The 26581-nt window shown below is 66.2% G+C and carries 17 protein-coding genes; 12 read left to right on the forward strand and 5 right to left on the reverse strand.

Features of this window, described 5'->3' with window-relative positions; genetic code table 11:
- Positions 1–301: 301 nt before the first annotated feature.
- The 5 genes from ACFXGX_RS12225 to queC all read right to left on the reverse strand — a co-directional run bounded on the left by ACFXGX_RS12225 (position 302) and on the right by queC (position 3680).
- Positions 302–817 (reverse strand): VUT family protein, encoded by a 516-nt coding sequence (locus tag ACFXGX_RS12225; protein ID WP_340475387.1) that lies wholly within the window; start codon positions 815–817, stop codon positions 302–304.
- Positions 818–1212: 395 nt separating this feature from the next.
- Positions 1213–1986 (reverse strand): GTP cyclohydrolase I FolE2, encoded by a 774-nt coding sequence (locus ACFXGX_RS12230; protein ID WP_384788639.1) that lies wholly within the window; start codon positions 1984–1986, stop codon positions 1213–1215.
- Positions 1987–1990: 4 nt separating this feature from the next.
- Complete coding sequence (queD, locus tag ACFXGX_RS12235) at positions 1991–2347, reverse strand: 6-carboxytetrahydropterin synthase QueD (RefSeq protein WP_266701354.1); 357 nt, start codon at positions 2345–2347, stop codon at positions 1991–1993.
- Positions 2347–2982 carry a 7-carboxy-7-deazaguanine synthase gene (gene queE, locus ACFXGX_RS12240; protein WP_384788643.1) on the reverse strand — a complete coding sequence of 212 codons (636 nt, stop codon included), beginning with the start codon at positions 2980–2982 and terminating at the stop codon, positions 2347–2349. Before queE ends, queD begins: the two co-directional genes overlap by 1 nt.
- A gap of 2 nt (positions 2983–2984) precedes the next feature.
- The gene (gene queC / locus ACFXGX_RS12245; RefSeq protein ID WP_384788646.1) at positions 2985–3680 is read right to left on the reverse strand and encodes a 7-cyano-7-deazaguanine synthase QueC; all 696 of its coding nucleotides are present in this window, start codon (positions 3678–3680) and stop codon (positions 2985–2987) included.
- A 124-nt stretch (positions 3681–3804) separates the two neighbouring features.
- Here queC and ACFXGX_RS12250 point away from each other — a divergent pair, with 124 nt between their 5' ends.
- The 12 genes from ACFXGX_RS12250 (at position 3805) to dpdD (ending at position 26567) form a co-directional block, all read left to right on the forward strand.
- On the forward strand, positions 3805–4698 hold the full coding sequence (locus ACFXGX_RS12250) for a hypothetical protein (protein ID WP_384788649.1): 894 nt from the start codon (positions 3805–3807) through the stop codon (positions 4696–4698).
- Positions 4698–5831: a DGQHR domain-containing protein DpdB gene (gene dbpB / locus ACFXGX_RS12255; RefSeq protein ID WP_030223757.1), complete on the forward strand. Its 1134-nt coding sequence runs from the start codon at positions 4698–4700 to the stop codon at positions 5829–5831. The genes ACFXGX_RS12250 and dbpB (ACFXGX_RS12255) overlap by 1 nt, the downstream gene beginning before the upstream one ends.
- Positions 5828–7048, forward strand: a complete 1221-nt coding sequence (dpdA, locus tag ACFXGX_RS12260; RefSeq protein ID WP_384788653.1) for a tRNA-guanine transglycosylase DpdA — start codon at positions 5828–5830, stop codon at positions 7046–7048. Before dbpB (ACFXGX_RS12255) ends, dpdA begins: the two co-directional genes overlap by 4 nt.
- A gap of 22 nt (positions 7049–7070) precedes the next feature.
- A complete protein-coding gene (gene dbpB / locus ACFXGX_RS12265) occupies positions 7071–8186 on the forward strand; it encodes a DGQHR domain-containing protein DpdB (RefSeq protein WP_384788656.1) in 1116 nt (371 codons plus the stop codon).
- 765 nt (positions 8187–8951) lie between these two features.
- Positions 8952–12263, forward strand: a complete 3312-nt coding sequence (gene dpdE, locus ACFXGX_RS12270; RefSeq protein WP_384788659.1) for a protein DpdE — start codon at positions 8952–8954, stop codon at positions 12261–12263.
- Positions 12256–14850, forward strand: coding sequence for a protein DpdF (gene dpdF / locus ACFXGX_RS12275; protein ID WP_384788662.1), 2595 nt, complete (start codon positions 12256–12258; stop codon positions 14848–14850). Before dpdE ends, dpdF begins: the two co-directional genes overlap by 8 nt.
- Entirely contained in the window at positions 14850–15740 is an 891-nt protein-coding gene (gene dpdG / locus ACFXGX_RS12280; protein ID WP_384788665.1) for a protein DpdG, read from the forward strand. The genes dpdF and dpdG overlap by 1 nt, the downstream gene beginning before the upstream one ends.
- A complete protein-coding gene (gene dpdH / locus ACFXGX_RS12285) occupies positions 15733–18762 on the forward strand; it encodes a protein DpdH (protein WP_384788668.1) in 3030 nt (1009 codons plus the stop codon). The genes dpdG and dpdH overlap by 8 nt, the downstream gene beginning before the upstream one ends.
- Positions 18759–19445, forward strand: coding sequence for a hypothetical protein (locus ACFXGX_RS12290; protein ID WP_384788671.1), 687 nt, complete (start codon positions 18759–18761; stop codon positions 19443–19445). Before dpdH ends, ACFXGX_RS12290 begins: the two co-directional genes overlap by 4 nt.
- Entirely contained in the window at positions 19442–23965 is a 4524-nt protein-coding gene (gene dpdJ / locus ACFXGX_RS12295) for a protein DpdJ (protein WP_384788674.1), read from the forward strand. Before ACFXGX_RS12290 ends, dpdJ begins: the two co-directional genes overlap by 4 nt.
- Positions 23962–24483 (forward strand): phospholipase D-like domain-containing protein DpdK, encoded by a 522-nt coding sequence (dpdK, locus tag ACFXGX_RS12300; protein ID WP_384788677.1) that lies wholly within the window; start codon positions 23962–23964, stop codon positions 24481–24483. The genes dpdJ and dpdK overlap by 4 nt, the downstream gene beginning before the upstream one ends.
- On the forward strand, positions 24480–26567 hold the full coding sequence (gene dpdD, locus ACFXGX_RS12305; RefSeq protein ID WP_384788680.1) for a protein DpdD: 2088 nt from the start codon (positions 24480–24482) through the stop codon (positions 26565–26567). The genes dpdK and dpdD overlap by 4 nt, the downstream gene beginning before the upstream one ends.
- The last annotated feature ends 14 nt before the right edge of the window (positions 26568–26581 follow it).

The following is a 26581-nucleotide window of genomic DNA, read 5'->3' on the forward strand; positions in this document are numbered from 1 at the left end:
ACACCCACGCCCTCCCCGCCCCCCCCCCCCACCGCGAGATTGGTATTCACACCTACCACCAGCCCCCGCGCCCCGTCCGCCGGGGCGCCGCCCCCCCCGCCCCTCAATGCTACTGAGACGGTAGCGAGTTACCGAGAAGTAGGTCAACTCGCCGCACTTCCGCCGAAGTTACTGACCCTCACCTGCGGCTGCAGGGCTTCTGCGACGACGCGAACGCCGGGAACTCCCTTCTCCCTCAGGGCCTGAGCGAAGGCGATTGCGGTGAGGTTTCCTGCCGTGCGTGGAGGACAGCTTGGGACGATCAGGCGATAGCGCGTGAGCGGCGGCGCAGTAGCGCCAGGACTGCGACGGCTGCGAAGGTCATCCACGCTTTGCCGAGGATTTGTCCAGGCAGGTAATTGAAGGAGCCGAAGGCAAGGTGGAGGAACAAGAGGCTGTCGGCCAGAAGTCCGACGGCGTTCGAGGCCAGTATCGCGACCAGTAGTCCTCGCTTGCGCAGGGGTTCGTAGACGACGAAGTCCATGGTTTCAGCGACGGCGAAGGCGACCGCTGACGCGGTGGCGAGGCTGGGGTCAGCGAGAAGGTAGGAGAGGACGGTGCCGATGGCTATGGCGGCGAGGATGGCGCCTCGGCCGACCGCCTCCCGTGCAAGGTCGCGCAGGACAAGCGCCAGGCCTACGAGGTAGACGCCGGCAGGCGCCACGTAACCGAGGCCGACGGGTACCGCGCCGAAATGGGTGACGGCCAAGTTGGCGGCCGGAATAGTGGCGATGTAAGCGATGAGTGTGGCAATACCGGCAGGAGCGGGAGACTTCACGATCTACTTTCTGTCTCGGTAGTGGGGTGGTGCGCTCGGCTCCAGCGGGGAACGGGCGGTGGGGCGAACGTGCAGACAGCACAGCACACGGCACTGACATTCCTAAGACGTCGGTCCGTGCTGCGGTGCTGGGGCAAGTGCCTGATTCCGGCGGTGCAAGGTCCGCGTGGGGCAGGCGGCGATGTCGCGCCGAGGGGCTCGGGTGGGTCCCTCTACGGCGGGCGCGCCAGACAGGGGGCAGGTGCCGGACCGCTGTAAGGGTTGCCGGGCGCGTGCGTAACCGCCAGCGGAGGCGTCCCACGGGCTCGGGTCGAACCAGGCGCCTTGCCGACGCAGGCGCGGCGCGGGAAGGGGGATGGCACCCCCCTTCCCGTCCAGGGGGCGTGTGCGTGGGTTCAGCCAGAGAAGGTCAGGCTGGCAATGGCGTCGTGGCTATGAATGCTTTCCAGATTCTTCGCCCTGATCACATGCTTTAGACCTTTTTCACGGCATACCAGGCTTATGTCACGGATGATGTCTTCGACGAAAACGGGATGGTCGTAAGCCTGCATGGTGACGACGCGTTCGTCGGGCCGCTTGATGAGGGGCAGGACGGGGGCAGAACCGGAACTGCGCAGCAGATCGACGATTTCGTGGATCGCCAGGGGGTAGGGCGCGTCGGCGGTCCCCGTGACCGTGAGGGTGACTTCGCTGCGTTGGTTGTGGGCCCCGTAGTCGGAGATGGCCTTGGAACACGGGCACAGGCTGGTGACGTCGGTGGTCACTGTGGTCGCGACGGTGCAGGTGTCGGCGGTGATGCGGCCGGTGATGGTGACGTCGTGGGTTTGCCACGACTGCCGCTGACTTGCGGGTGCGGTCACGGCCGTGGCGACGGGCAGGGACAGAGCGATGGCCAAGGTGGGGGCTTCGAGCAGGGCGAGCCCTCGTTTGAGGGCGATGGGCAACTCCTGCGGGGTGAGGGTGGCCACCTCCTCGTGCACCAGGGCGATCATGCGGCTCATGTGGGTGCCGCGCCGGTCGGCCTGCAGGCCGACGGTGACGCTGATGTCGGCGATACCGTGCTGGCGCGTACGGCCGTCATCGAACGTGACGGGGTAGCGCAGGCCGCTGATCCCTACTTCGTCGATGGCTACGCCGCGGTGGTCGACCTCGTTTTGAATGTCGTGCATCCTGCTACTCGCCTCGGTAGGTGCAACCGGAGGTGCAGGTCTCGCGCACGGTGATCGCCGACAGGGCAGGGAGTTCTGCGGTCATCCGGTCCCAGATCCAGCGGGCCAGGTTCTCGCTGGTGGGGTTTTCCAGACCGTCGATGTCGTTCAGGTAGTAATGGTCGAGTTGTGCATCAATCGGCTTAAAAGCCTGCTTGATGTCGCCGAAGTCCATCACCCAGCCCGCCTCCGGATCGACGGGTGCCTCCACGTGCACGGTGACCTTGTAGGAGTGGCCGTGCAGGCGGGCGCACTTGTGGCCCTCGGGCACGCGCGGCAGACGGTGGGCTGCTTCGAAGGTGAACTCGCGAAAGATTTCCATTACTGAATTCCCAGATACTTGTGCGTCTGGAGAGAGAGTGTCCAGCGCGGGTTCTTCATGCAGTACTCGACAGCGGCGCGGGTGTGGTCCTCACGGTGGGCGTCATCCAGCGGCTGCAACCGGAAGTGCTGGAAGTCGAGCCCCTCGAACTGAGCCGGGTCGCCGCCGGCCTGGGGGTAGACCAGTTTCAGTTCATCTCCGCTGGTCAGGACCAGGTCGGAGCCGATCTTGGGGCTGACGCACAGCCAGTCGATGCCGTGGGGGGCCGGCCGGGTGCCATTGGTTTCCACCGCTACTTCGAAGCCACGGCCGTGCAGGGCGGCGATGGCGTCCTCGTCCAACTGCAGCAGGGGCTCGCCGCCGGTACACACCACGAACCGGTGGGCACGGTCGGTGCTTGGCCAGGCGGCCTCGACGGCATCGGCGAGATCCTCCGCAGTGCCGAACCGGCCACCTCCTTCTCCGTCGGTGCCGACGAAGTCGGTGTCGCAGAACTGGCAGATAGCGCGTGAGCGGTCTGCCTCCCGGCCGGTCCACAGGTTGCAGCGGGAAAAACGGCAGAAGACCGCCGGGCGGCCGGCGTGGCTGCCCTCTCCCTGCAGGGTGTAGAAAATCTCTTTGATCAGATAGGTCATGTTCAGGCGCTCTGGTACCGGACAGGGTCGGTGACGCCGGCTTCAGCGAAGCCCTTCAGGCGCAGCAGGCACGTGTCGCACTTGCCGCAGGCCTGGCCCTGGTCATCGGGGTCGTAGCAGGAGGACGTGAGGGAGTAGTCCACGCCCAGACGCAGGCCTTCGCGCACGATGTCGGCCTTCGACATGGCGATCAGGGGGGAGTGCAGCGTCATCCGGGAGGTGCCCTCCATGCCAGCCCGGGTCGCCAGGTTCGCCATGGTGGCAAAGGCGTCCATGTACTCGGGGCGGCAGTCGGGGTAGCCGCTGTAGTCCACGGCGGTGACTCCGGTGAAGATGTCGCTGGCGCCTACGGTTTCGGCGAAAGCCAGTGCGAACGACAGGAAGATCGTGTTGCGGGCCGGTACGTAGGTGATCGGCACCCCGCCGTCCTCGACGTCATCCAGCGACTCGTGCTTGGGAACCTCGATGTCGGCGGTCAGGGCAGAGCCACCGAAGACCCGCAGATCGATGTCGGCGATGACGTGCCGGGCCACCCCCTGGACCTCGGCAACGCGCTTGGCGGCTTCCAGTTCGATGCTGTGCCGCTGGCCGTAGCGGAAGCTGAGCGCATAGGGAGTGAACCCTTGGTCCTTGGCGATGGCCAGCACCGTGGTCGAGTCCAGGCCGCCGCTCAGCAACACGATCGCGGGACGGTCCATGCTGTCACTCCCCTATCCGAAGTCCAGTTGCCTCAGTCGAGGCAGAGGCAGCCTACCCCTCTAACTAGCGGCTACAGTAATCACAACAACAAGCGAGTTACCGGAACCCAGGGGTCTAGCCGCAGTGAACGAGTTGCCGATCGTGGTCACCTGCACGGACCGGAAAGCGTCCCCTCCCACGGCAGACCTGCAGGCTCGCACCCTGAAGGCGGCCGACCTGCCCCAGCGGGCCGAGGAGTGGGCGCACCGATTGCGCACCACACCGAGCAGGCGTACGGCGCTGGAGGACCTGTACCGGGGAGACCAGTGGAAACGCGCCCTCGCGCTCACCCACGCTGCATCCCAAGCAGGCTTCACCCCCCGCCTGTATGCAGCCTCCGCAGGCCTGGGCCTACGTCCAGTCTCCAGCCCCGCCCCCTCCTACGCCGCGACTTTCCTGACCCGGCACGTAGATTCCGTGGCTTCCTCCAGCGCCCAGAGCTCCCAGTGGTGGGATCATCTGCAGCGCTTGGACGGCACGCGCGACCTGCCCCAGGTCGCTGGCGCCGCCGGACGCGCCCTCGTTGTGCTGTCTGCGCCTTATGCCCAGGCCATGCACCACGACCTGCTCGCCCTCGCCGATACCGCCACCGACGTCGTCCTGATCGGTGGCGCCACCGACATCGAGGGCATACGGCGCGTGCCCGCCAACGCCGGCCTGCGCCACGCCCTGGGCGGCACCCTGACCAGCCTCAACGTGCGCATGGCCGCCTCCTGGCTCGAGCACTGCACACCCGGACGCCTCACCGACCCCCCCGCCCAGCTGCGCTGGGAGGACTGGGCTGGCCAGACTGCCCGGCCTGAGCGCTACGACCGCACACCGGTTACGGACGAGACCGTCATCGCCTTCATCGAAATGGCGAAGGTCACCTCTCCCGGCGCTTCCCGTACCGGCCTGCTGCGCCAGTTTCGAGACGAGGGGATGGCCTGCGAACAAAAGCGTTTCGCAGGCCTGTACGAATCAACGATTGGTCGCTGATGACTTCCACTGTGCTGAAACGCCGAGCCCTGCGGATCGAGCAGCACCCCACGATCCCGCTGTACGTGTTCACGCTGGCGGCAGAAGAGGTCCATCAGGTCGCCGATGTCGCCCGGATCTCTCGCGACGAGGCCGGCAAACTCATCGGCTACCAGCGCCCCGAGAAGAAGCAGCACGTACGTCAGATCCTGGAATACCTCGACAGCGACGAGGTCCTCTTCCCCAACGGCCTGATCATGGCGCTGCCCGCCAGTGTGCGCTTCAAATCGAGCCCCGGACCCAGCAGCAGCGACGGCCTGTGCACCTCTGGCACGTTGGAGATCACGCTGCCAGACTCCCCCGACGCCCCCCGGCCTGCCTGGATTGTCGACGGCCAGCAGCGCAGCCTCGCTCTGGCTCGCACCCGCAACACCCGCCTGGCCGTCACCATCGCCGGCTTCGTCGCCGAGGATCTCGAAACCCAGCGGGACCAGTTCCTGCGGGTGAACACGGTCTCCCCTCTGCCGACCAACCTGGTCACCGAGCTCCTCCCCGAGGTCGGCACCGCGCTGCCCACCAAGCTCTCCGCCCGTAAACTCCCCGCCGTCTTGGTCGAAGCCCTTAACCACGACAAGGACTCACCGTTTTGCGGACTGGTGCGCCGCCCCTCCACCACCGCCGAGCAAAAAGCCGACGCCGTCGTCACCGACAACAGCCTCACCACGGCCATCCAGGAGGCCCTCAACTCCCCGTCGGGAGCCTTCTTCCCCTACAAAAACCTCTCCAACAACACCGTGGACACCGCTACCATCCGCCAGATTCTCATCACCTACTGGACTGCGGTACGCGACACTTTCCCTGACGCCTGGGGCCTGCCGCCCACCCGAAGCCGCCTCATGCACGGCGTCGGCATCCGCTCCATGGGACGCCTGATGGACCGCGTGATGATGGCCATAGACCCCGCCTCCCCCCACGCACTGCAGCAGGCACGCGACGAACTCGCCCTGATCGCCCCGCACTGCTACTGGACCAAGGGGCGCTGGCCCGACCTGAACATCCCCTGGAACGAACTCCAGAACAATCCGCGCCACATCAGCACCCTGTCGAACTACCTCCTCCGTATCTATGTGCAGGAAAAGGCAAAAGCCGCGTGAAATTCTATTTCCCTGACAGCCAGGACCTGGTGAGCCCCACCTATGACTTCGTCAACGACGAGTACTCGCCTTACCGAGTCCGTCAGCGCGACGACGTCTACGCCCACCAGGCCGTGACGCCGATCCCGTATGACGGGATTCTTGTCAGCAAGGCTGTCGTCGACGGATCCATGAAGGGTGCAGGGAAATACTCCACTCCGCAACGCGAGCGGCTTTACCGCCTGGGTGTGCGGAACTTCTTCCGCCTTCCCGAAACCTGTTCCACCATCGGTGACTGTGGCGCCTTCAACTACATTGACGAAGAACGTCCTCCGTACGAGGTCGATGAAGTCATCGATTTTTACGGCCGCTGCGGATTCGACGCCGGCATCAGCATCGACCACATCATCTTCGGCTACATCCCTCAAGAATCTGATACAGAACCAGAACCGGCCTGGCTGGAACGCCAGCAGATCTCCCTGGAGCTCGCCGAGAAATTTCTCGCCGCGACCAAAAAGAACGACGCCCGCTTCGAACCTGTTGGCGCCGCCCAGGGATGGGGGCCGGACAGTTACGCCCACTCCGTCGCGCAACTGCAGAAAATGGGATACCGGCGTATCGCTCTCGGAGGCATGGTCCCTCTCAAGTCCCACGAGATCCTGGCCTGCCTGCGAGCCATCGACGAAGTACGCAACGACGACACAGAACTACACCTGCTCGGCATCAACCGCGTTGACAGCATGGAACAGTTCGCCCGCCACGGCGTGACCAGTTTCGACAGCACTTCCGTCTTCCGCCAGGCCTTCATGGACGACCGCAACAACTACCACACCGCCACCAGTGCCTACACCGCCATCAGAGTTCCCCAGGTCGACGGCAACCCCGCACTCAAACGCCTCATCCTCTCCGGAAGCGTCTCCCAGGCCGAGGCCATCACCGCAGAACGGGCCTGCCTGCGCGCCCTGCGGGAATTCGACCGCGAGGAAACCTCTCTTGAGGACGTCCTGACCGTACTCCAGGCGTACGAGTCCCTCGTGCTCGGCCCGAAGAAGAAGAGCTATCTCGCACTCTACGAGCGCACCCTCAGCGACGCGCCCTGGCGAGCCTGCCCCTGCGCCCTGTGCGAGAAGCACGGCATCGAGATCGCCATATTCCGCGGAAGCGAACGCAACAAGCGCCGCGGATTCCATAATCTGACCGTACTCGAAGCCAAGATGCGCTCCCTCACCTTCGGGTAACCTCACTTTTAGATTTTTTGATATGTCTGGAGAGGCAATGGCCGACCGTTACGAACTCAGGCTCCCGGCGCTTGAAGTGCGCCAGGGTGACAGAAGGATCTACTGCTTCGCCGTTGACGGCAAGAAACTCCACAGCTTCGCCGCCGTCTCCCGCGTCCGACGCGACGACGACAGCAATCTCCAGGGCTACCAGCGCCCCGAGGTCCTCAGCCACATTCGCGGCATCCGTCGCTACCTCGAGTCCGACAACGCCATGCTTCCCAACGCCCTGGTGCTGGCATTCGACGAGAACGTCCGCTTCGAGACCGGAGCGCGGCGCAAGGACGGAGTCGACTACTCCGTCCCCGGCGAACTGGTCATCCCCGTCGACGAATCCCTTCCCGACGAGGACAAGCCCGCCCTGATCGTCGACGGCCAGCAGCGCAGCGCAGCCATCCGCGACGCCGATCTGGTCGAATTCCCCGTCGCCGCCGTCGGGTTCATCGCCGACAACCACGACGACCAGCGCTCCCAGTTCATCCTGGTCAACTCCACCAAGCCGCTGCCCAAGGGCCTCATCCACGAGCTCCTTCCGGAAACCAGTGGCCACCTTCCGCCCGCCTACGCCCGCAAGCGCCTGCCCGCCCAGTTGATGACCCGCCTCAACACCGACAACGGTCCCTTCTACGGCCGCATCGCCAGCCCGACCTCACCAGACGGCAACATCAAAGACACGGCCGTCCTGCGCATGCTGGAGCACAGCCTCTTCGAGGGCGCCCTCTACCAGTACCGCAACCCCGAAGACGGCTCCGGCGACGTCGACCGCATGGTGAAGCACCTGCGCGCCTTCTGGACCATGGTCAAGGACACCTTCAGTGACGCCTGGAAACTGCCGCCCCGCCAGTCCCGCCTCACCCACGGTGCCGGCATCCAGGCCATGGGCTTCGTCATGGACAGCCTCACCGACGGCATGCAAGCCGAAGAGGTCGACTGCGACGCCGTACGCAACGCTGTTCTGGGCCTGATGCCGGTCACCGCCTGGACCTCGGGCATGTGGCGCTTCCCCGACGGCGAACAGCGCCGCTGGAACGGCCTGCAGAACACTCCCAGCGACATCCGCCTCCTGACCGACCTGCTCGTCCGCGCCGTACACAACTGACCTGACGTTCGCGGTGCCCGACTCAGGGGCATCTCGAAGGACGGCAATTCGCCCGCTACCGGTATCCGGTGGCGGGCGAATCCGTTTTCCGGGCTGCAGCGGCCCACTGCTCCTGCGGCGCTGCCGCCGGCTCTCCACCGTCGTATAACAGCCGATGAAGATGCCGATTGAACCTGGTGAGTGTCGGCCCGGGCTGTCGGCGGGACCGAGGCCCTGGTTGCTGGTGTTGATGAACCTGCAGCAAGATCTGGTAGCGATCGTCAACTCGATGACGGGCAGTTGGGTCACTCGAACGTAGCTGCCGACAGGTTGACGCCTCGTCCTGCCTCGCTTGTATCTATCCGTACGACGGGTGTTGCGCTGCCCCGTCTTCTGCTGGTCCCGCTGGCTGGGGCAGGTCAGGTCTCCTCCTCGGCCCGGAGTCTCTGCGGTGTCACGGCATCGCAGGCGTCGCAGTGTTCCCGCAGCGTCAGTTGCTGATCGCTTGCGCTCGGCATTGACCGGACTAACCGTATGGGTTATGAAATTAAATGATCATCTTTATTGTGATCTCATTCCCGACGTCCCGGCGGGGCGGCGTGGAAGGGTGGCGGCAGGGCGGCGCCGGATGGAGTGGTGGCAGGCGGCCCGGGTTGTGGCTTCGGTGCGGTGACCCGGCGTCGACGCGTCGCGATCGCCCAAGTTGGTCTACCCGGCGGGGGCGTTGTCAGTGGTGCGGTTTACGCTTCAGCCGGCTGGATGTGAGCATCTTGTGAAGGAAGTGCGATGTCGGGGCTGAGGGTGGGGGATTTCGTCCGGTTCGCCGGTTCGCCGGGGGTGGGGCGTGTGGGGGTGCTTGAAGGAGACAGTGTCCAGGTCGACTTCTTTGAGTCGATAGCGGAACCTGTAGCACTGCAGCAGCGGATCGCTGCACGGTCGTGCACGCCGGTGGCTCTCCCGGAGGAGACCCGGGTCTACCGGCGCGATCCCAGCACGGGCGTGTGGATCGTGGGACGGGTGCGGGGCAGCGACCCGGGCGTGTACTACGTACAGTTCCCCAATCATCCGGACGTGCACTTGCCCGTCAAGGCGGCCGAGTTGCACGTGCGCTGGGACGAACCGGTACGCAATCCAGTGGCCACCCTCGGAGCCGGTGGAAACGAGTCCGGCTACTTCCACGACGCCCGCCTGCCGATGCTGCACAGCCTCATCGCCCAGCGCAGTGCCAGCGGCAGCATTCCTGCACTGCTCTCCGCCGCCGTGGAGATCTACCCCCACCAAGTGCAGGCCGCCCTGACGGTCCTCTCCGACCCGGTGCAGCGCTACTTGTTGGCCGATGAGGTGGGACTCGGAAAGACCGTCCAGGCCGGCTACGTCATGCGGCAGACCCTCATCGACAACCCCCACGCCAGGATCGTCGTTGTTGCGCCCCAACCTCTGGTGAGGCAGTGGCGCAGCGAGATGCTGGAGAAGTTCTTCATCGACGACTTCCCCGATGCACACATCACCTTCACCGCCCACGAGACCCCCCGTAAGTGGGAGACCTACCGAGGTGCCGACCTGCTCATCGTGGATGAGGCGCATCTCCTCGTCCACGGCATCACCGAGCCCACGCAATCGCCCTACCAGGAACTGTGCGGCATCGCACACTCGGCCGTTCGACTGCTGCTGCTGTCGGCCACTCCAGTGACCTCTCACTACGTCACCCACCTCGGCCTCCTGCATCTGCTGGACAAGGACCTGTACCGGTGGGACGACCGTGCCGCGTTCGGGGAGCGCTACCGGCGGCGCAAGGACCTGGCCGATGGGGTGTTCCAACTGGACGCCTACTTCCCCGCACTGCTGCCGATGACCATCGAGAGCCTGCGAGACCTCCTGCCGCCTGATGCACGCTTCGAAGACCTGGCCGCCGGAGTACTGGACCTGCTCACCGAGGACGCTGATCTGGCGGACGAGGATCAGGCTCCCGAACTGGGGCTGCGCGTGGAGAGCCTGAGAGCTCATCTCAGCGAGACCTACCGTCTGCACCGCAGGGTCATCCGCCACCGTCGTGCCTCCGTGCTCCAAGAGGACGAGGAGACGGACCTGGTGCCCTACGAGGTCAGGGGCCGCACCCGCCCGCGACTGCTCGCGGTGGACCGGGACGAACACCACCTGGGCCAGGAGTTGTTGCTCGAGTGGCGCACGCTTGCTGCCGACCACCTGATGGACACGGAAGCAGACGACCACCAGTACACGGCGTTCGCCATGGCACTGGCGGTGCTGGCCTCTCGGGCCGGGGGCCCGGCTCAGGACCTGCTGTGCGCACTGCGCTGGCGCACTCACCTCGATGAGCACGCCGCTGACCGCGCCGGACTCACCGAACAAGAACGACACCTGCTCAGGGCGCCAATCGCCCTACCGGGCGAAGGCGGCCTGCTGGAGACCTACAGCAACCAGTGCGCCGACTCCTTTGATGCCTCCGCCTGCACCTCCCTTGCCCAGGTGCTGGCACCGGTGATGCGTCCTGGGACGAAGGTGGTGATCTTCTGCGGTCCGGGTTCCATGGCCGCACAGTTGGCGGCCGCCCTCACCGCCGCCCACGCGGCGAGTGCAATGGTGGGCCTGCACACGACAAAAGCTGGCGCGGACGCCTGCGAACGTGCGGTGCAGGCATGGCGTGCCTCGCAGGATGCGGGAATGTGCCAGGTCCTCGTCGCCGACACCTCGGCCGAGGACGGACTGAACCTGCAGGTGGCCGACACGCTGGTGCACATGCGGCTGCCGTGGTCCCCCAATCGCCTCGAGCAGCGGATCGGACGGGTGGACCGCTACCGGGGAGTGGAATCGCTGCGGCAAAATCGGCCGGCGCAGCAATTCCGCATCGGTGACCGCGAGGGCAATGAGATGTTCTGCGGCGCCTGGGCCGGCCTCCTCCACGAGGGGTACGACCTGTTCACCGCATCGGTGTCAACTCTCCAGGACATCATCGCCGAAGGACTGGCCCGAGTGTGGCGGCAGGCGCTGACCGACGGCCCCGCAGGACTTACGGCCCTGGCACCTACCCTGCGCGAGGACCTCCGCCAGGCCAAACGGGACATCGACACCATGGACATGCTGGAGTCCAGCCACGAGACGTCGGAGCAGGCACGTCAGACCACGGGCGCACTCGACCGCCTGGAACAGGATTGGCGCACGCTGCGCAAGAACCTGGTGCACTACGCAGACGACAGCAGTGGCGGCCTGCGCTTCCGGCATGACGTACGCGCCGTCGCCGGTCACCAGCGTGACCTCTTCGATATCGCCTCCTCGCGCCCCCTGCTCGACCCCCAGCGTCGCAAGGCGGCCACCGAAAGCATTCACCCCCATATGTCCCAGGGTGTGTTCAACCGCTCCACAGCCTTGCGAGCACCAGGGACTCGGCTCTTTCGCTCGGGCAACCCCTTCGTCGACATGCTGGCGGGCATCGTCTTCACCGACGAACGCGGACAGGCCACGGCCTTCCGGCGCTTTGACCCGGCCTGCCGAGGCGCGGACGAGGCGTACTTCGGCTTCGAGTACCTCGTCGAGGCCGACATCAACTCCGCCCTTCAGCACCTCGCGGACGTACCGGAAGCGAGGCGGGCACTGCGGCGCCAGGCCGACCGCCTGCTCGCGCCATTCACCCGCAAGGTCTGGGTGCCAGCCGGACATCGAACAGCTCTCACCAATCCCGAGGCGTGCGCTTGGCTGGACGCCCCCTACGGTCGGCAGGGCGACCAGAACTACAACTTCACCAACCATCAGCAGTTGATCACCGTGTTCGGAGGCGGGCAGGACTACAGGCGGACGGCCGAAGCAGCTGAGGAGGTGGCTCGCGCCCACCTCGCTCAGGCAACCGATTTGGTCAGCAAGTGCGTTACGGCCCAGGACCAGGCACGACAGCAACTTGCCGTGGCGAGTGCGCAGGCGCAGGCGCGACGTGCGGCCGGGCATCTGCTGGGCGACACCGAGAGCTACCTGCTGGACGTGGCCGTGGCGCGGGATCTGACGGAAGGCCTGAGCCGTCCCTCGGTGCGCGTGGTGGCCGCCACCTGCATCGTGCGCGGTGGATACCGGACGGTGAACCACCATGGGTGATCTGTGGGCGCACGCTCAGGAGTTGTTCTCGGCATGGCCCGAGGTGCCCGCGACGACCGCGTCGGGGACGCTGCGGCGGCTGAAGGACGCCTTGACCGACCGGGCGGCCAAGCGGAGCGACGCGGTCGACTGGCGCGACATCGCGGCCCTGACCCGTCAAGTCCTGCTGGAGGCCGCGGTCAGGGGTAACCATGCCGGCCTAGAGGTGCCGTTGGATGCGGCCCTGCCCAGCCGCGAGCAGTGGGAACAGATGGCGTGCAGGACGCTGCCCACCGGACGTGGACTGCGTGTCTTTGCCCTGGAATGGCATCCGCGCGCCCTGACACCCCACGCACAGCAGAGCGCACGGGAGGACTTGCAGCAGATTTACCTGGGAGAAGACTCACTGCACCGGCGCCACCTCGAATCCCAGCCGGCCGATCCCTATTGGACCGAGGCCCTCGGTTACCAGGAGTACGTCTCCGTCGGACAGCAGCAGGCCGCACGGGCCGTCGCACTGGCTCCCGCGGGCAGCACCACGATCGTGTGCCTGCCCACAGGCCATGGCAAGACCGCCGTGGCCCAGGCTGCAGCGCTGCTGGCAGGAGCCCGCGGGGGAGTGTCTGTCGTGGTCGTGCCCACCGTCGTTCTCGCACTGGACATGGAGGCCAGGACGCAAGCTGCCCTTGCTCGGCAGGGTAGGCAGAGCCCGACCGGCCGCTATGCCTACACCGGCGGCATGCCGCACGAAGTCAAGCGACAGATCTGCGAGGACGTGCGGACTGGTCGCCAGCGCGTGCTATTCACATCTCCCGAGGCCGTGGTGACGGCGCTGAAGAAGCCTCTGGAGGACGCCGCCGAAGCCGGACTGCTGCAGTACTTCGTCATCGACGAGGCGCACCTGGTCGAGCAGTGGGGCACCGGCTTTCGGCCCGAGTTCCAGACCATGGCCAGCCACCGGCGTACCTGGCTGCGCAAGGCCCCACCAAACCAGGCGCCGGTGACGGTGGCGATGAGTGCCACTCTCACCCACCAGCAGGTCAGCCTGTTGGAGCAATTGTTTGCCGAAGAGGGGCAGGCCGAGGTGATATGGGCTTCCCAACTGCGCCACGAGCCCAGCTATTACGTCGACACCTGTCCCGACGACCAGAGCCGTAACCAAGCCGTCATCGACGCGGTCGCCATGCTGCCTCGGCCGCTGGCGCTCTACACCACCCGGGTCAAAGACGCCGTCGACTGGGCCGAACGGCTGCGCCAGGCCGGTTTTCGCCGTGTCACCCAGGTCACCGGAAAATCTACCGACGAACAGCGGCGGCAGGCTCTTGAGGGCTGGGCGGGATCGACCGCGGCCGGGCCTGCAACCACGCGCTTCGACGTGGTCGTGGGCACCTCGGCCTTCGGCCTGGGAGTCGACCTCGCCGACGTGCGTACCGTGGTTCACGCCTGCCTTCCGGAGACCACGGACCGCTACTACCAAGAGGTCGGCCGCGCCGGACGTGACGGCAACCCCTGCATTGCCTACATGGCCACCGCCCCTGGGGACGAGGAACTGGCCGAAAGCATCAACCGCAGCCCGCAATTGACCGCCGAGCGTGCCTGGTCCCGGTGGCGGGCTATGTGGGTGGGGCGCACCTCCACCGGTAACGGCGCCCACCGACTCAGCCTCGAAGCCCTGCCGGCCGACATGCCCGAAGGGTTCGGCCGCCACCGCAGTTGGAACGAACGCATCCTCAACTTTATGGTCAGAGCGGGGCTCATCAAGGTGAGTATCCCCGAGCCCCCCCAGCGCGCCACGCAGGAGGCCGACACGGCTTGGCAAGAACGCCTCGATGCGTTTTATGCGTCGCTGGGCAAAGAGTTCGACGTCTTCCTCGTGGACGGGCAGACCAACGACCGTGTCTACTTCTTGCAGCGCTTCAACGACGTCCGTCGGCTGATCATCAACGACCAGCGTGACGCCGCCGGCCGCCTGCGAAAGATCCTTCGCAGCGACCGCTGCTGGGGCGAAGCACTGGCCGACCACTATCGCGTGCCCTACCGCAAAGGCGTCCTGACGACGGGCGTCACCTGCCGTGGATGCCCGCCCTGCCGAAAGCAGGGCCCGCCCCGGACCGCACCGGAGGGCTACTACCGACTCGCGGTCGAGCCCTGGCCCGCCGTGCCATCGTGGCCGAACCGGCACGAGGACCCTCTGAAGCGGTTCCGCGCAGACCTGCCGTGCCTGTCCCTGTACTGGGAAACCGAGCAGGAGTTCACCGACCTGGTGCCCGAACTGCTCGAGCGCCTGGCTGTGCGGGGGATGTCGGTCCTCGGCGGTCCGGGACTCGCCCGCCTTGCCACCCGGCGAATGCAGCGCGACGTGCGGCCCCGCCCTCTGGTCGTCGACAGGGACGAGGACCTCCTGGGCCGCTACACCAACCCGATGGTCTGGCTGCTGGACCCTTCCGCCTCCCACATGGGAGAGGAACTGGCGATGCGATTTGATTCTCAGGATGTAACGTACCTGCTGCATCCACGGTCTTTGGCGCATCCGGATCGCCCCGACACCCCACTTGTTGCAATCCACCGCGCCCACTTGTGGGTACGTACTGCCTTGGAGTCGTTCTAGTGGCCCTGTTGCTCGCGGAATCCTCAATACCACCGTTTATGTGGGCCGTCGTTCGTCTCCTTGCCGCAGAAAAAAAGCCGGTGCCGGTCGATCGCGCACGGGCTCTTCTTGCTCCCCCGTCCCTGACCGAGGGCAAGGAGAACAAGACCTTCGACCAAGCCGTGCGCAGCCTGCGCGAGGTGCAGTTGGTCGTCGTCGACGAAGGCCACCTCTCGCTGACCGGATACGCCAGCGACCTCGACGGCACGGACTTTTCGTCCTTCAGCAGCGCCCTGCGCGAGGCCGTGTTGGCCGGTGAACTCAATGTCGGACTCGCCGACGACGCCGGACAGACCGGTTCGCGCGACCTCACCCGCATCCTCGTGTGGTTCCTCTCCTGCGATCCTCTCGACGGGCCGGCCACCTGGGACATCGTCCAACGCGAGCAGTCCATCGACCTCAATCCGGATGCGGGTACGGCGTCGCGAAACGACACGCGCTGGAACCGTTTTGTGCATTGGGCGCCGGCCCTCGGTATGGCCGCGGCGCCTTTGCTGCCCAGCAGCGGAGTGGGCCCCCTGCTGCCAGACTGCACAGAGGCCGTCAAGCAGACGGTGCAAAGGCTGTGGACTGCCGGGGAACGAGTCAACGCCGTCGACGTCGCCCGAACCCTGCGCACGGCTTTGCCGGTCCTGCCGGGCGGGGACTACGCCAATGCCATGGGCATCCCCGACCCGGGCGGGCAGTCAGCAGGGCCGGCCTTGTCCTACGCCCTGCTGCGCGGCGAAGACGAGGGCTGGCTCATCCTGCAGCAGGACGCTGACGCTCAGCGCGTCTTGACCCTTCATGACCCCGACCGTCCGTCGCACTACGTGTCCGACATTGTCATCTCGGAGGACCAGCATGGCTGACTTCCGTGGCTTCCTGTGCTGGACGCCCGAAACCGCTGCCGCGACGATCAACACCGAGGCGGTCAGCCCCTCGCGTGCGGTCTTCTTGGCCACGCACGCGCCGCTGCGTATCCGCAGGGCTGGCCTGGACGGACGTGCCCTCGTCTCCGATGGCCCCCTCATCGACGAGAACACCGTCCTGAAGGACTTCCTGTCGCTGCAGTCCGACACCGGCGCGCTCCTGTTGCCGATCGTCGGCGACTCCGGAACGGGAAAGTCGCACCTGGTGCGCTGGGTGCGCGAAAACCTTCCCTCCTCGGACAAGCACAAAGTCATCTATCTGGAAAAGGCCAAGACCAGCCTGCGGGCGGTGATCGATGCTCTGCTTGCCGACGCGGACAGCGGCGAACTGGCGCAATTGCGCTCCGACATCCACCGATTCACCGACGGCATAGACGCGGCCACGCTGAGCAGGCGTCTGGTCAACGCCCTCAGCGAGTCCCTGGCCGCCACCACGGCTCGGGACGTACCGCAGCACGCTCGCCCGCTCGCCGGTCCCCGGGGCCTGACGGTCGTCCTGCAAGACCCTCACGTCAGCGCATTCATGCTCGGCCAGGGCAAGTTCCTTACCCGGCTCGCGGAACAACTGCTCAAGGACCGCTCAGATGGTGAGCCGGACCGCCCGATGGCGTTCACCATGCAGGATCTCCCCACCGACCTGCTGGACCTCCACCGCGCCGCCCAGATCACGATCAAGCTGATCAACGTGATCTCGGGCAACACGCAACTACAGCAGGCCGCCGTCGACCTGCTGAACCATCATCTGGAAGCGGCCGTCAAGCGGGTGGCGAGCCTGGGAGCAGGCCGCCTGCAGGACGCCATGCTTCAGGTGCGACGCGAGTACGCCCGCAAGGGCAAAGAGATCATCCTGCTCATCGAGGACTTCGCTCTGATCCAAGGCGTGCAGAAAGATCTCCTTGATGCGGTCATCGAGGCCGCCAACCGATACGGCAGCACCACCTTGGCCCCGATCCGCACCCTCATGGCGGTCACCACGGGCTATTTCAGCGACCTCCCGGAGACCGCACTCACCCGCGTGCGGGCCACCGCCGGCTACGTCTACAACCTCAACGTCCCCTTCACCAATGACGACCAGGGCGAAGCCGAGATCACCTCGTTCGTCGGACGGTATCTCAACGCCGCCCGGGTAGGGCGAGACGCCCTGGAGAACGAGCGGCAGGTGCGCAATCCCTGTGAGACCTGCGACCTGGTCTCCCAATGCCATGAGCAGTTCGGGGCCACCTCCGAAGGCTTCGGTCTGTATCCGTTCAACTCCTCCGCCCTGGTCCGCGCCATCCACGCGACGGCTCCGCGCAGCGACCCTTACGCATTTGTCCCGCGTACGGTGCTGGGCAGCGTGATCCGTCCCGTCCTGGTCGAGCACGCCGGTGCACTCAAGGAAGGCACCTTCCCCGACGCCCGTTTCCGCACGCAGTTCCCCACCGCGGACATCGACGAGCCGCTGTCCACCGACGTACAGGAAGTGGTAGAGGCAGAGGACCATCTGGACGCCGACCGTCGAAAGATCGTCCTGGAGTTTTGGGGCGGAGCTCCCGACCAGGCCAACGCTCTGTCGCCCGCGGTCACAGAAGCCTTCGCCCTGGAAGCCCGTTCCTTCTCCGGGGCCAGCGCTGCTCCCAAGCAGCCGATCAAAGCCCAGTCGGCAAAGCGGGAAAAGAAGCAGACCGAGACGGAATCCACCACTGCAAAGTTCCCTCCTTCTCTCCAGGCCAAGCTCAATGCCGTGGAGGACTGGCTAACCCGCGAACAAGTACTGCCGCAGGCCGTGGCCGGCGACCTGCGCACGATCATCGCCACGGCCGTCGCTCAACGCTATCGCTGGGTCAATCCGCTGATGCGGGAACAGAACCAGACGACGATCCGCGCAGCATGGCCGTCCAATGCCCGTGTGGTCTCTCTCGAAGGCGCAACAGAAAACATTCAGGGCGCGGACACGGCCCCGATCCGGTTCAAGCGGACGGCACGCAACAGCCGTTATCTACGCAGCGTGCTGCTGCTGAAGAACGGCCAGCCCGCCCAGCGGGCCGAACACGTGCGACGACTGAGCACCGAGTCCGACCGCTACACGGCGTCGCTGACCACCGCTTTGCAAAAAAGTCTGCAGATCACCGATGGCGACTTGGTTCTCGGGCTGCGGGCAGCCCTGATCGGCGCCGCTTTGGCTGGGCAGGCGTGGCCCGGCATGGACGAGGCCGACCTGCTGGCAGCCGCCTTCGCCGACGGCCGCTCCTGGGCGCGCGAGGACACGGCATCGCGCGACGAAGCGTGGAGCCGGGCACTGGAGAGCCACCTTCAACACAGGACACCCCTCGTCGAACGGTTGCGGGACGCCCTGGGCGTGGCGCAGGGCGAGGGCAAGCCCCGACTGATCGACGCAGCTCGGGCGCTGCCGCTGCTGCGCCAAGCGACAGCGCAGTGGGACTGGCAGGTGACGGGCTCGGACATACCGGAGTGGGTGAAGAAGGCTGTCAAGAACTTCGCCAACTGGACCGACATCGTGAAGGCGCAGAATGCTTCGCTGCGCCGCCAACTGGACGGCATACGCAGCCACCATCCACGGGGCACGACCGGAGCGCAGGTCCTGGCCGCCGTGCGCGACGCGCTTCTTGCGGCCGAGAACGCCAGCATCCCGATTTCGCTGGCCACACGGACGGGTATCACCAGCCTTCTGGCGCAGGCGCAGGACATCGACTGGAAGATGCTGAACCAACTCGAGGACGATCTCCTGCGCGCGGAGGACGTCGAAGCCTCCGATGCGGCCCGTATCACGGCGGCCGTGCGGGACCGAGGGGTGACCACCCAGGTGATCGGCGCCTTGCTGCAGGCCAGCGACGCATGGCTGACCACTGCTTTGGAACACGCTGCGTCCCGCACCAACTCCCATGGCGATGAAGCAGCCAGGGGGGTCCAGGAACTTTTGATCGAATGGCAGTCGCTGAGCGCACCGGAGGAGGATCGATGAGCGCGCCCCTGTCCGTAGTGCAAAAGGCCGAGCGCTTGCAGGCGGAGGCCCGCCGACTCAATGAGGGAGAGAAGGGGGAGGAGGAGGCGAGGCGCATCAGCCAACGCATTGGTGGCCTGCACAACGAGTTGATGGCCCTGCAGCGCAGCCTGCGCATCGCTCGCGCCCTGATGGCCCAGCCGGCGGCCGGCGACATCGACCTCTCCGGGCTCGATACAGGCCTGGCAGCCTTCACTCGTCAGTGCGAGGGCGGACTGCCTCCCAACCCCGCCTTCACCAGGGCTTCGACAGCGGTGCACAAGGTCGCCGACCGCATCGTCCAGGACAGCCAGGAGGCGTGGCGGCAGTGGACACAAGCCCAACTGGCGGCCGTGCAGATGGCGCGGCAGGCAATGCTCTCCTTGCAGGACCAGGCGCGGGCCAAAACCCTGCACCAAGACCTCACCAAGACGGCTCGCGCCGACGTCGACGCAGCCGTGATCACGCTGTTCGCCCATGCCCACGCCGAACTGGTTGAACTCCTCGAGACTGCGCCAGCGCCGCCAGAAGGACTGCAGAGACTCCTGGACCGCCTTGCCTCCGGCACCGCCCTGCTCCTCAGCGACATCACGGACGAGGAGATCGCACTGCTGCGTCGTGTCGATCTCGACGCCGACCTGGAAGTCCGCAGGAGGCGCACGTGATCACACCGTCCCTTGCACGTTTTTACAACCACGTCCTCAACACGCTCGAGAACCGCGAGTTGCCCCTGGTGTCCTGGGGCATCACCGACGGCGTCCTGACCGAGAGCGAAGTCCTCGAGGCCATCGAACTCTGCCTGTCCGACGCCCCGCAGGAGGCTGCAGGCATCTCGAGCGAAGACCTGCTGTATGAATTTCGCGACCGTGCCTGGTTGTTCAAGGTGCCCGACACCTCGCCCCCGCAATATCGCACGCGGCTGGCCGAAACCGTCCGTCTGGCGGCACAGTTGCGGCAACTCTTCCCCTGGCAGGTCCGCGACGAGGCAACGCCGTGGTGGCAGAGCAGCAAACGACTCGTCGCCGACTACCGCCTGCACACCGCGCCCCGCCGCTACCCCCAGCGCAACATCCCCGCAGGCGCCGCGCTGAAAGAACTCGCCGACTTGCCAGGGTGGGGCCGCCTCCAGCACCTCGTGGCACAGGCGCAGATCGGCTCCCGTGACCTTGCCCGCTTCCAGATCGATGCCGCTGCCGCGGTGACCCAGGCCCTGAAGCGCCCACACTCCAGCGGTGTCATCGTGGGCGCCGGCACCGGCAGCGGCAAGACGCTCTCCTTCTACCTGCCGGCGTTTGCCGCCATGGCCGAACGCGCCCGCCCGAACAGCTTCCGACTGCACACCCTGGCGCTGTATCCGCGCAAGGAACTGCTGCGCGACCAGCTACGGGAGGCGGTGAGCACCGCCCGCGCCCTGGAGCCCACCCTGCACAACGGCGACCGCAGGCCGCTTCGCCTGGGAGCCCTCTACGGAGACACGCCCTACCACTCCCAGGACACGCGCCTCGAGCCCGGCGCCAACGGCCGCACTGCCTGGAAACGGACCCAGCAAGGCGCCATCTGCCCTTACCTGACATGCCCGCGATGCGAACGCGGTGAACTTCTGTGGCATGACTCCGACCGCCGCCACAACAAAGAACGCCTGACATGTCTTAGCCCCACCTGCCAGAACGTCATCGAGGAGGGCCGCCTGGCCCTCACCCGCCAATCCCAGCGCGAGCAGCCACCGGATCTGCTGTTCACGACGACAGAGATGCTCAACCTCTACAGCGCTGCAGGAGGCATCGGCCGACTGCTGGGCTGGCAGGCCGGCGCGGTGCCCTCGCTGGTCCTGCTCGACGAGGTGCACACCTACGCCGGGCTTCACGGGGCACAGACGGCCCTGCTGCTGCGCCGATGGCAGCAGGCCGTCGGTAAACCGGTCACCTTCGTCGGACTGAGCGCCACGCTGCGTGACGCCAGCACGTTTTTCGCCCGCCTGGTGGGTCTGCGCGACAACAAGGTTGAGTACATCCAGCCCGCCGACGACAGCATGGACGAGGAGGGCCGCGAATACGCCCTCGCACTGCGCGGCGATCCCATCGCTGGCAGCAGCCTGCTGTCCACCTCCATCCAAACGGCCATGCTCTTCGGGCGCATGCTCGACCCTGAGGAAAACGCCGCCCTGTACGGGTCCACCGGATTCCTCTTCACCGACGACCTGGACGTCACCAACCGCTTCTACGACGACCTGCGCGATGCCGAGGGAAAACAAGACCGCTACGGCAGGCCAAGTGGCCGCCAACCCGCCCTCGCCGCCCTCCGCGCTCCGGCCAACCCCCAGCACCGCGCCCGCTACCGCGACGGCCAGTCATGGGACCTCATGGAGAAGATCGGTCATGTGCTCGCCCCCGGTACGGGCAGTCACGCCCTGCGCGTGGCACGCACGTCATCGCAGGACGTCGGAGTCGATCTGCACGCCGACCTGACGGTGGCGACCGCCTCCCTCGAAGTCGGCTTCAACGACCCGCGCGTCGGACTGGTGCTCCAGCACAAGGCACCCCACGACGCAGCGGCCTTCATCCAGCGACGCGGCCGCGCCGGCCGTCAGCGCGCCATGCGCCCGATCACGGTCATCACTCTGTCCGACTACGGCCGCGACCGGCTCGCCTACCAGGCGTACGAGACACTGTTCCAGCCGGAAGTGGCCGCACGCCATCTTCCGGTCAACAACCGCTTCGTGATCAAGATTCAGGGGGCGCAGTCACTCCTTGACTGGGCCGGGCGAAAACTACGCTCCCGCCAAATCTGGAACGATCCCAGGCAACTACTGACTGCACCACGAAACGGCGGCAGCAAAAAGCAGGACGACGACGCCCGCGAGAAGTTGGTGCTCCTGCTGGAGAGTCTGCTGATCAATGCCACCCTTCAAGACGATCTGGCACGTCACCTCAAAGCGGCCCTGCAGTTGAGCGCCGATGAGGTACAGGCCCTGCTGTGGGAGGAGCCACGGTCGCTGCTGCTCAGCGTCGTACCCACCGCCACTCGCCGTCTGAAGAGCAACTGGCAGACCCTGCAGCACAAGGATCCTGGCGCCGAACCCGGGACCATGCTGCCGGAGTTCGTGACCCGCGCCCTGTTCGACCCACTCAATGTGCCCGAGGTCGCACTGACCCTGCCCTTCGCCGCGCGCCGGGCCGCCGGAGGCACAGAGCAGGAGAGCACCGACGAACTTCTGCCGATCGCCAGGGCCCTTAGAGAGGCCGTACCTGGCCGGGTCAGTCGCCGTTACGGCTACCAACGGGACGACCACCGAACGTGGCTGCCCATCCCCCCGCTCGGCCAGGACACCCTGGAACTCGACGAAACCCTCGCCCCGGAACCGACGCCTGAAGGACGATGGTTCCCCCCGGGATACGACCAGGCGGGTCTGGTCGTACTGCGCCCGCATCGCCTGCACCTCAGCCAGCCGCCCCGACCGGTCGCCGACCGCTCACAAGGCTTTCCGCTGTGGGGCTCACAGATCGTTGTCGACACCAACACCTCACCTCTTGCCGGGGACGTTCCCCGTCCTTCGTCGTGGCAGGACCGCATCACTGCCGTCGGCTTCTCTCTGCACGCGGCAGGCAACCCCGTCGAAGTACGCCGGATGACCGCCGGAGCACGCTTCGAGGTGAGCTACGACTCGGGCACCACAGACGCCCGAACCGTGCACTACACCTGCAACGGAGAACCCGCCGCCCTCGGATTCCGGCTCAGCGTGGATGCCGCTTCCTTCACTCTTGCCCCGCTGGACACCACCCGCCCCGAGATCGCCCGCTACCTCGCCTCACCTCCATGGCGGACCCTGGCCTTCTTCCAGGCTGTGAGCGACGATCTTGCACTGGCAGAGGTGACCAACCAGTTCCAGCGCGGCTGGCTTGCCCTGGTCTACCTGACGTCGTTCTCCCTGCGAGGCATAAGCAACGACACCCCCGATCCGTCATCAATCCGCGCCGCACTAGCAGACGGCAGTTGGCGCCAGGACCTTGCGGAAATCCTCAGCGTCCTCTATCGCGACGAGTCCACCGGCCAGCCCGCCCACACCAACGAACGACTCATCGCCACCCTCACCGAACTGAGCGCCCTGCCCACCGTCGTGGACGCCCTGGACCGGGCCGGACGCCTCCTGGTGGCATCGGACGTCGCCGCCCGTACCACCGACCTGGCACGCCGCGCCTACACCGACACCGTGGCCGCCGCCGTCCTCGCTGCAGCACTGCGGGCCTGCCCGGACGCACAGGACGGCGATCTGATCGTCGACGTCGTTGCTGCGTCTGAGCACGGCCATCCGGCCACCGTGTGGCTGAGCGAGACCTCCATCGGTGGCCTGGGCGTGATCGAACAACTCTCCCGCTACTACGCCGAAGACCCGCGCCGCTTCTGGCGCCTGGTCGAGACAGCCCTGACGCCCAACGATTACGAATACGTTGACACCACTCTCACCCGACTCCTGCGCCACGTGACCACAGCACCCACCGGCGCAGCAGCACAGGCGATGGCAGGTCTGCGGGCCCGCACCTCTGCAGCCGATTCCCGCCAAGCACTCACCGACCTGCGCTCAGCATGGAGCACCCTCGACGGACCGCCACGCCACAGCGCTGTGGCTGCCCTGTCCACGCGACTGCTCCGCCCGGGCAGCAGCCCCACCACTGATGCCAGCGCACTGGCCTTGGTCGACGCCTGGCAGGCCCTCGAACACAGTCTTGGCGTGGAAGTCGATGCCCGCGTCATCGCCTACGCGGTCGGCTCCGGACGCCTGCCCACCGGCCCCGGCCCGCGCCTGTCCGCCGATCAGGCATTCAGTCTGCTCTGGCCGCGGGGTCGGGACGCCCGGATTCACCACCTTCAGCACTACCAGCCTTATCTCGACCGCCCACCCGTCCTGGATCGTCTTCTGGCTGCCGCAGCACACGACGAGCAACTGCCGCGTATCGACGTCACCGAAGAAGGCTGGGAAGAGCGCTACAAAGCCGCCATAACCCGGCACGCCGCTGTGGAGTTGACCGCCGACACGAATGCTGCGACGGCCCTGTCCGACGCCATCGTCCGCGTGCCCGTACTGACCGTGGACTGGGACGTGCTACGCCTGTACGGAGAAATGCAAGGAATGCGACGCGACGGCCAGCACTGGCGTGTTCGAGTGGATATTAGGGAGGCCACTCAGTGAGCGGCCTCGAGCGCCCCGTTCGCACCGGCGGACATACCGGCGTACACGCCGACGCCATCTTGGCCATGGCCCTCGTCGGAGAACTCACCTCCCCCGGGCCGGTGATGTGGCTGGTTTCACCTTGGATCAGCGATGTGAAGATCCTCGACAACAGCCAGGGAACATACGACGACTTGTTCGACGACAATCCCCCCAGTAGTTGCTCGTTGGCCGACTTGCTGGCCAGGATCACGGCGTCCGGCACTTCCCTGACCGTGGTCACCCGCCCCGACACGCACAACGCCCAATTTCTCGGACGGCTGCAGCGCTTGACCTCTCGCCACGCCGTGCGCATCGTCCAGAGTCCTGCTGTGCACGAAAAGACCATTTGCGGACGAGACTGGATGCTCACCGGGTCCATGAACTTCACAGTGCGCGGCCTGCTGGAGAACGACGAGGCGGTGAGCTACAAGGTGGGCGGAAGCGACGCGGCCCAGGCACGCCTGGAACTCGCCCAGCGATGGAAGGAACACCGGTGATCGCCCAGCGCCCGACTGCTGCTGTCCCAAGTGCCCAAGGCTTGGAAGCTTTCCTTCGGCGTTTCTTCGGCCAGGGAAACGACGCCTGGCCGGACATGGATCCCGACCCGAGCAAAGGCGAACGAGCCCGGCGCTTCGTCGATCTGTTGCGTAGCGGCAGCGACCTCCCGATCGTGCTGCCGCGCTACCAGCAGGCCGAGGACCGCTATGCGATCTATGTCATCGCTCGCGACGAGGCGCACGCGACTCTCGTCGGCAACATCATCACGGCCTTCGCAGGCGTCACCTACCTCAGCGGCGCTGGCGTGCACCCCTGCACGCTGGACCCTCATGATCCGGTCGAAGCAGCAGTGCAGGAGTTCGCCGCAACGGCGACGACCACCTTCAGGCTCGAGACACACCCCAATCGCCGCTTCCGCCAGAGGCTTACCGACGTGGCGCTGCTCATGCTGCAAACGTTGGCTCACCGTCCTCCGCGACTGTGGCGGGCAGTTAAGCCCACAGGACGGCTGCTGGCTGAATTCGACGCCGCCCTGGCGGCCGGCGGTCAAGCCGCCTCACAAGCGGTTCTCGATCAACTGGTGGGCCAAGGAGGCATGACCGCCACCAACCTTGCCCACCTGCACATCAAGCGGCTCAGCCGGCTCGGCCTCGACCGGGAACTGCTCAACTACCCGGACCTCGGCGACGTGCTGCGGCAAGACCCGCCCACACCGGTGAAAGCAGCGGTGCTCGGTGCGGTCTTCTCCTGCGACGTGCAAGGGCCCCTGGGCAGCGGCGATCTGCCTGTCGCGCAACAAGCTCTCCACGATCGGGGCTTCCTTGCGCTGGCTCCCTTCGAAGACGACGTGGAGTCCTATTCCGCCGATGCACTTACCGTTTTGCTCCTGGCCGCAGTGACGCGTGGCGCCCGACACAGCAGTCAACACATCCTCGCCGCTGTTGAGCGCACAGCGTCCCTCGACGTTGTTCCATCCGTCCTCCAAGAAGCCGCAACGGCTCTCCTCAGCCTGCACAGCGCCCCCCAGACCCAGTCCGTCCAAGACGGTGCGGGCACCCCGGCCGATCCACTGACGCGGGCACCCGCCCCGTCCGCATCACAGGACACCGAGCCGGACGTGATCGAACCGGCACCGGGCTCCTGGACGGAGTTGGTCAACGCGATCGCTGGCGGATACACCGGGCTGAACGCCGTCTTGGAGCAGGAAACCTTCTCCGCGTGGCCCTCACCGGCTGTGGATGACCGCAGCATCGCTGCGCTGCTGGAAAACCTGCACGACGAGGGCCAGGCGAAGGTCTGGCGCTGTGTGGGGGCGTTCATCGAAAGCGTGGGATACGACCAGCCCGCACCGCTCAGCGCCCGCGCCCTGATCACCTGTGCGCTGGCCTACGACTGGCTGGGCCCCGGTGACCTGTTGGCGGTGCAGGCACTGACCGAGATCGTGCTGCGATCGAGCCCCTCTGCCGACATCTACCGGCAACTGCTGGGGGAACTCGCCGACACTTGCGAGCGCTGGGTCGCTCCCGAACGAGCTGCTATCGCACTTGATTTCGCCGATCGCCTGGTCATGGAGGCCTCTCCTGTTCCCGACGCTCGTGAATTCTTGGCGCTTGCACTGCTCCTGCCGCTCAGCGTGCACCAAGGCCGTTTGGACCCCGCAGACACTGCCATGGCCCGGCGCCTGTCCTTGGAACTCGGCATCGAACTCGATTGGCCTGAGCAACTTGACGAAGACCTGGCGCAGGACACGAACGCCAGCCTGCGCAAGGCAGCCGGCCACACCGTACTGCTCTACTCCCTCGATCAGCGAGTCCTGGACCGCGTCAGCGAAGCCCTTCAACAGCTCGCGCCCGGGGTCAAAGTCACCTGTGCTCACGACAGCGTCGGCAGTCCGCCACTGCGGCAAAAGGCCCGCCAGGCCGACGTGGTCGTGTTGGCCACCCGGTGCGCCAAGCATGCAGCAACAGGCTTCATTACCCAGCACGCAAAAGCAGCCGTCATCGACTATGCGGACGGGAGTGGCTCAGCCTCTCTTATGCGCGCCGCAGTACATGGTCTGCTGCGCACTGTGCACGGAGACTGACAGTCGCTCGGTCG

It is taken from the genome of Streptomyces sp. NPDC059371, assembly GCF_042751995.1.
Taxonomy (GTDB): domain Bacteria; phylum Actinomycetota; class Actinomycetes; order Streptomycetales; family Streptomycetaceae; genus Streptomyces.

What these genes read in the sequence shown, in the direction of transcription:
- ACFXGX_RS12230 (WP_384788639.1), bottom strand. Translation starts at nt 1,986, where the DNA reads ATGCACGACATTCAAAACGAGGTCGACCACCGCGGCGTAGCCATCGAC.
- queD (WP_266701354.1), bottom strand. Translation starts at nt 2,347, where the DNA reads ATGGAAATCTTTCGCGAGTTCACCTTCGAAGCAGCCCACCGTCTGCCG.
- queE (WP_384788643.1), bottom strand. Translation starts at nt 2,982, where the DNA reads ATGACCTATCTGATCAAAGAGATTTTCTACACCCTGCAGGGAGAGGGC.
- queC (WP_384788646.1), bottom strand. Translation starts at nt 3,680, where the DNA reads ATGGACCGTCCCGCGATCGTGTTGCTGAGCGGCGGCCTGGACTCGACC.
- dbpB (WP_030223757.1), top strand. Translation starts at nt 4,698, where the DNA reads ATGACTTCCACTGTGCTGAAACGCCGAGCCCTGCGGATCGAGCAGCAC.
- dbpB (WP_384788656.1), top strand. Translation starts at nt 7,071, where the DNA reads ATGTCTGGAGAGGCAATGGCCGACCGTTACGAACTCAGGCTCCCGGCG.
- dpdE (WP_384788659.1), top strand. Translation starts at nt 8,952, where the DNA reads ATGTCGGGGCTGAGGGTGGGGGATTTCGTCCGGTTCGCCGGTTCGCCG.
- dpdF (WP_384788662.1), top strand. Translation starts at nt 12,256, where the DNA reads ATGGGTGATCTGTGGGCGCACGCTCAGGAGTTGTTCTCGGCATGGCCC.
- dpdH (WP_384788668.1), top strand. Translation starts at nt 15,733, where the DNA reads ATGGCTGACTTCCGTGGCTTCCTGTGCTGGACGCCCGAAACCGCTGCC.
- ACFXGX_RS12290 (WP_384788671.1), top strand. Translation starts at nt 18,759, where the DNA reads ATGAGCGCGCCCCTGTCCGTAGTGCAAAAGGCCGAGCGCTTGCAGGCG.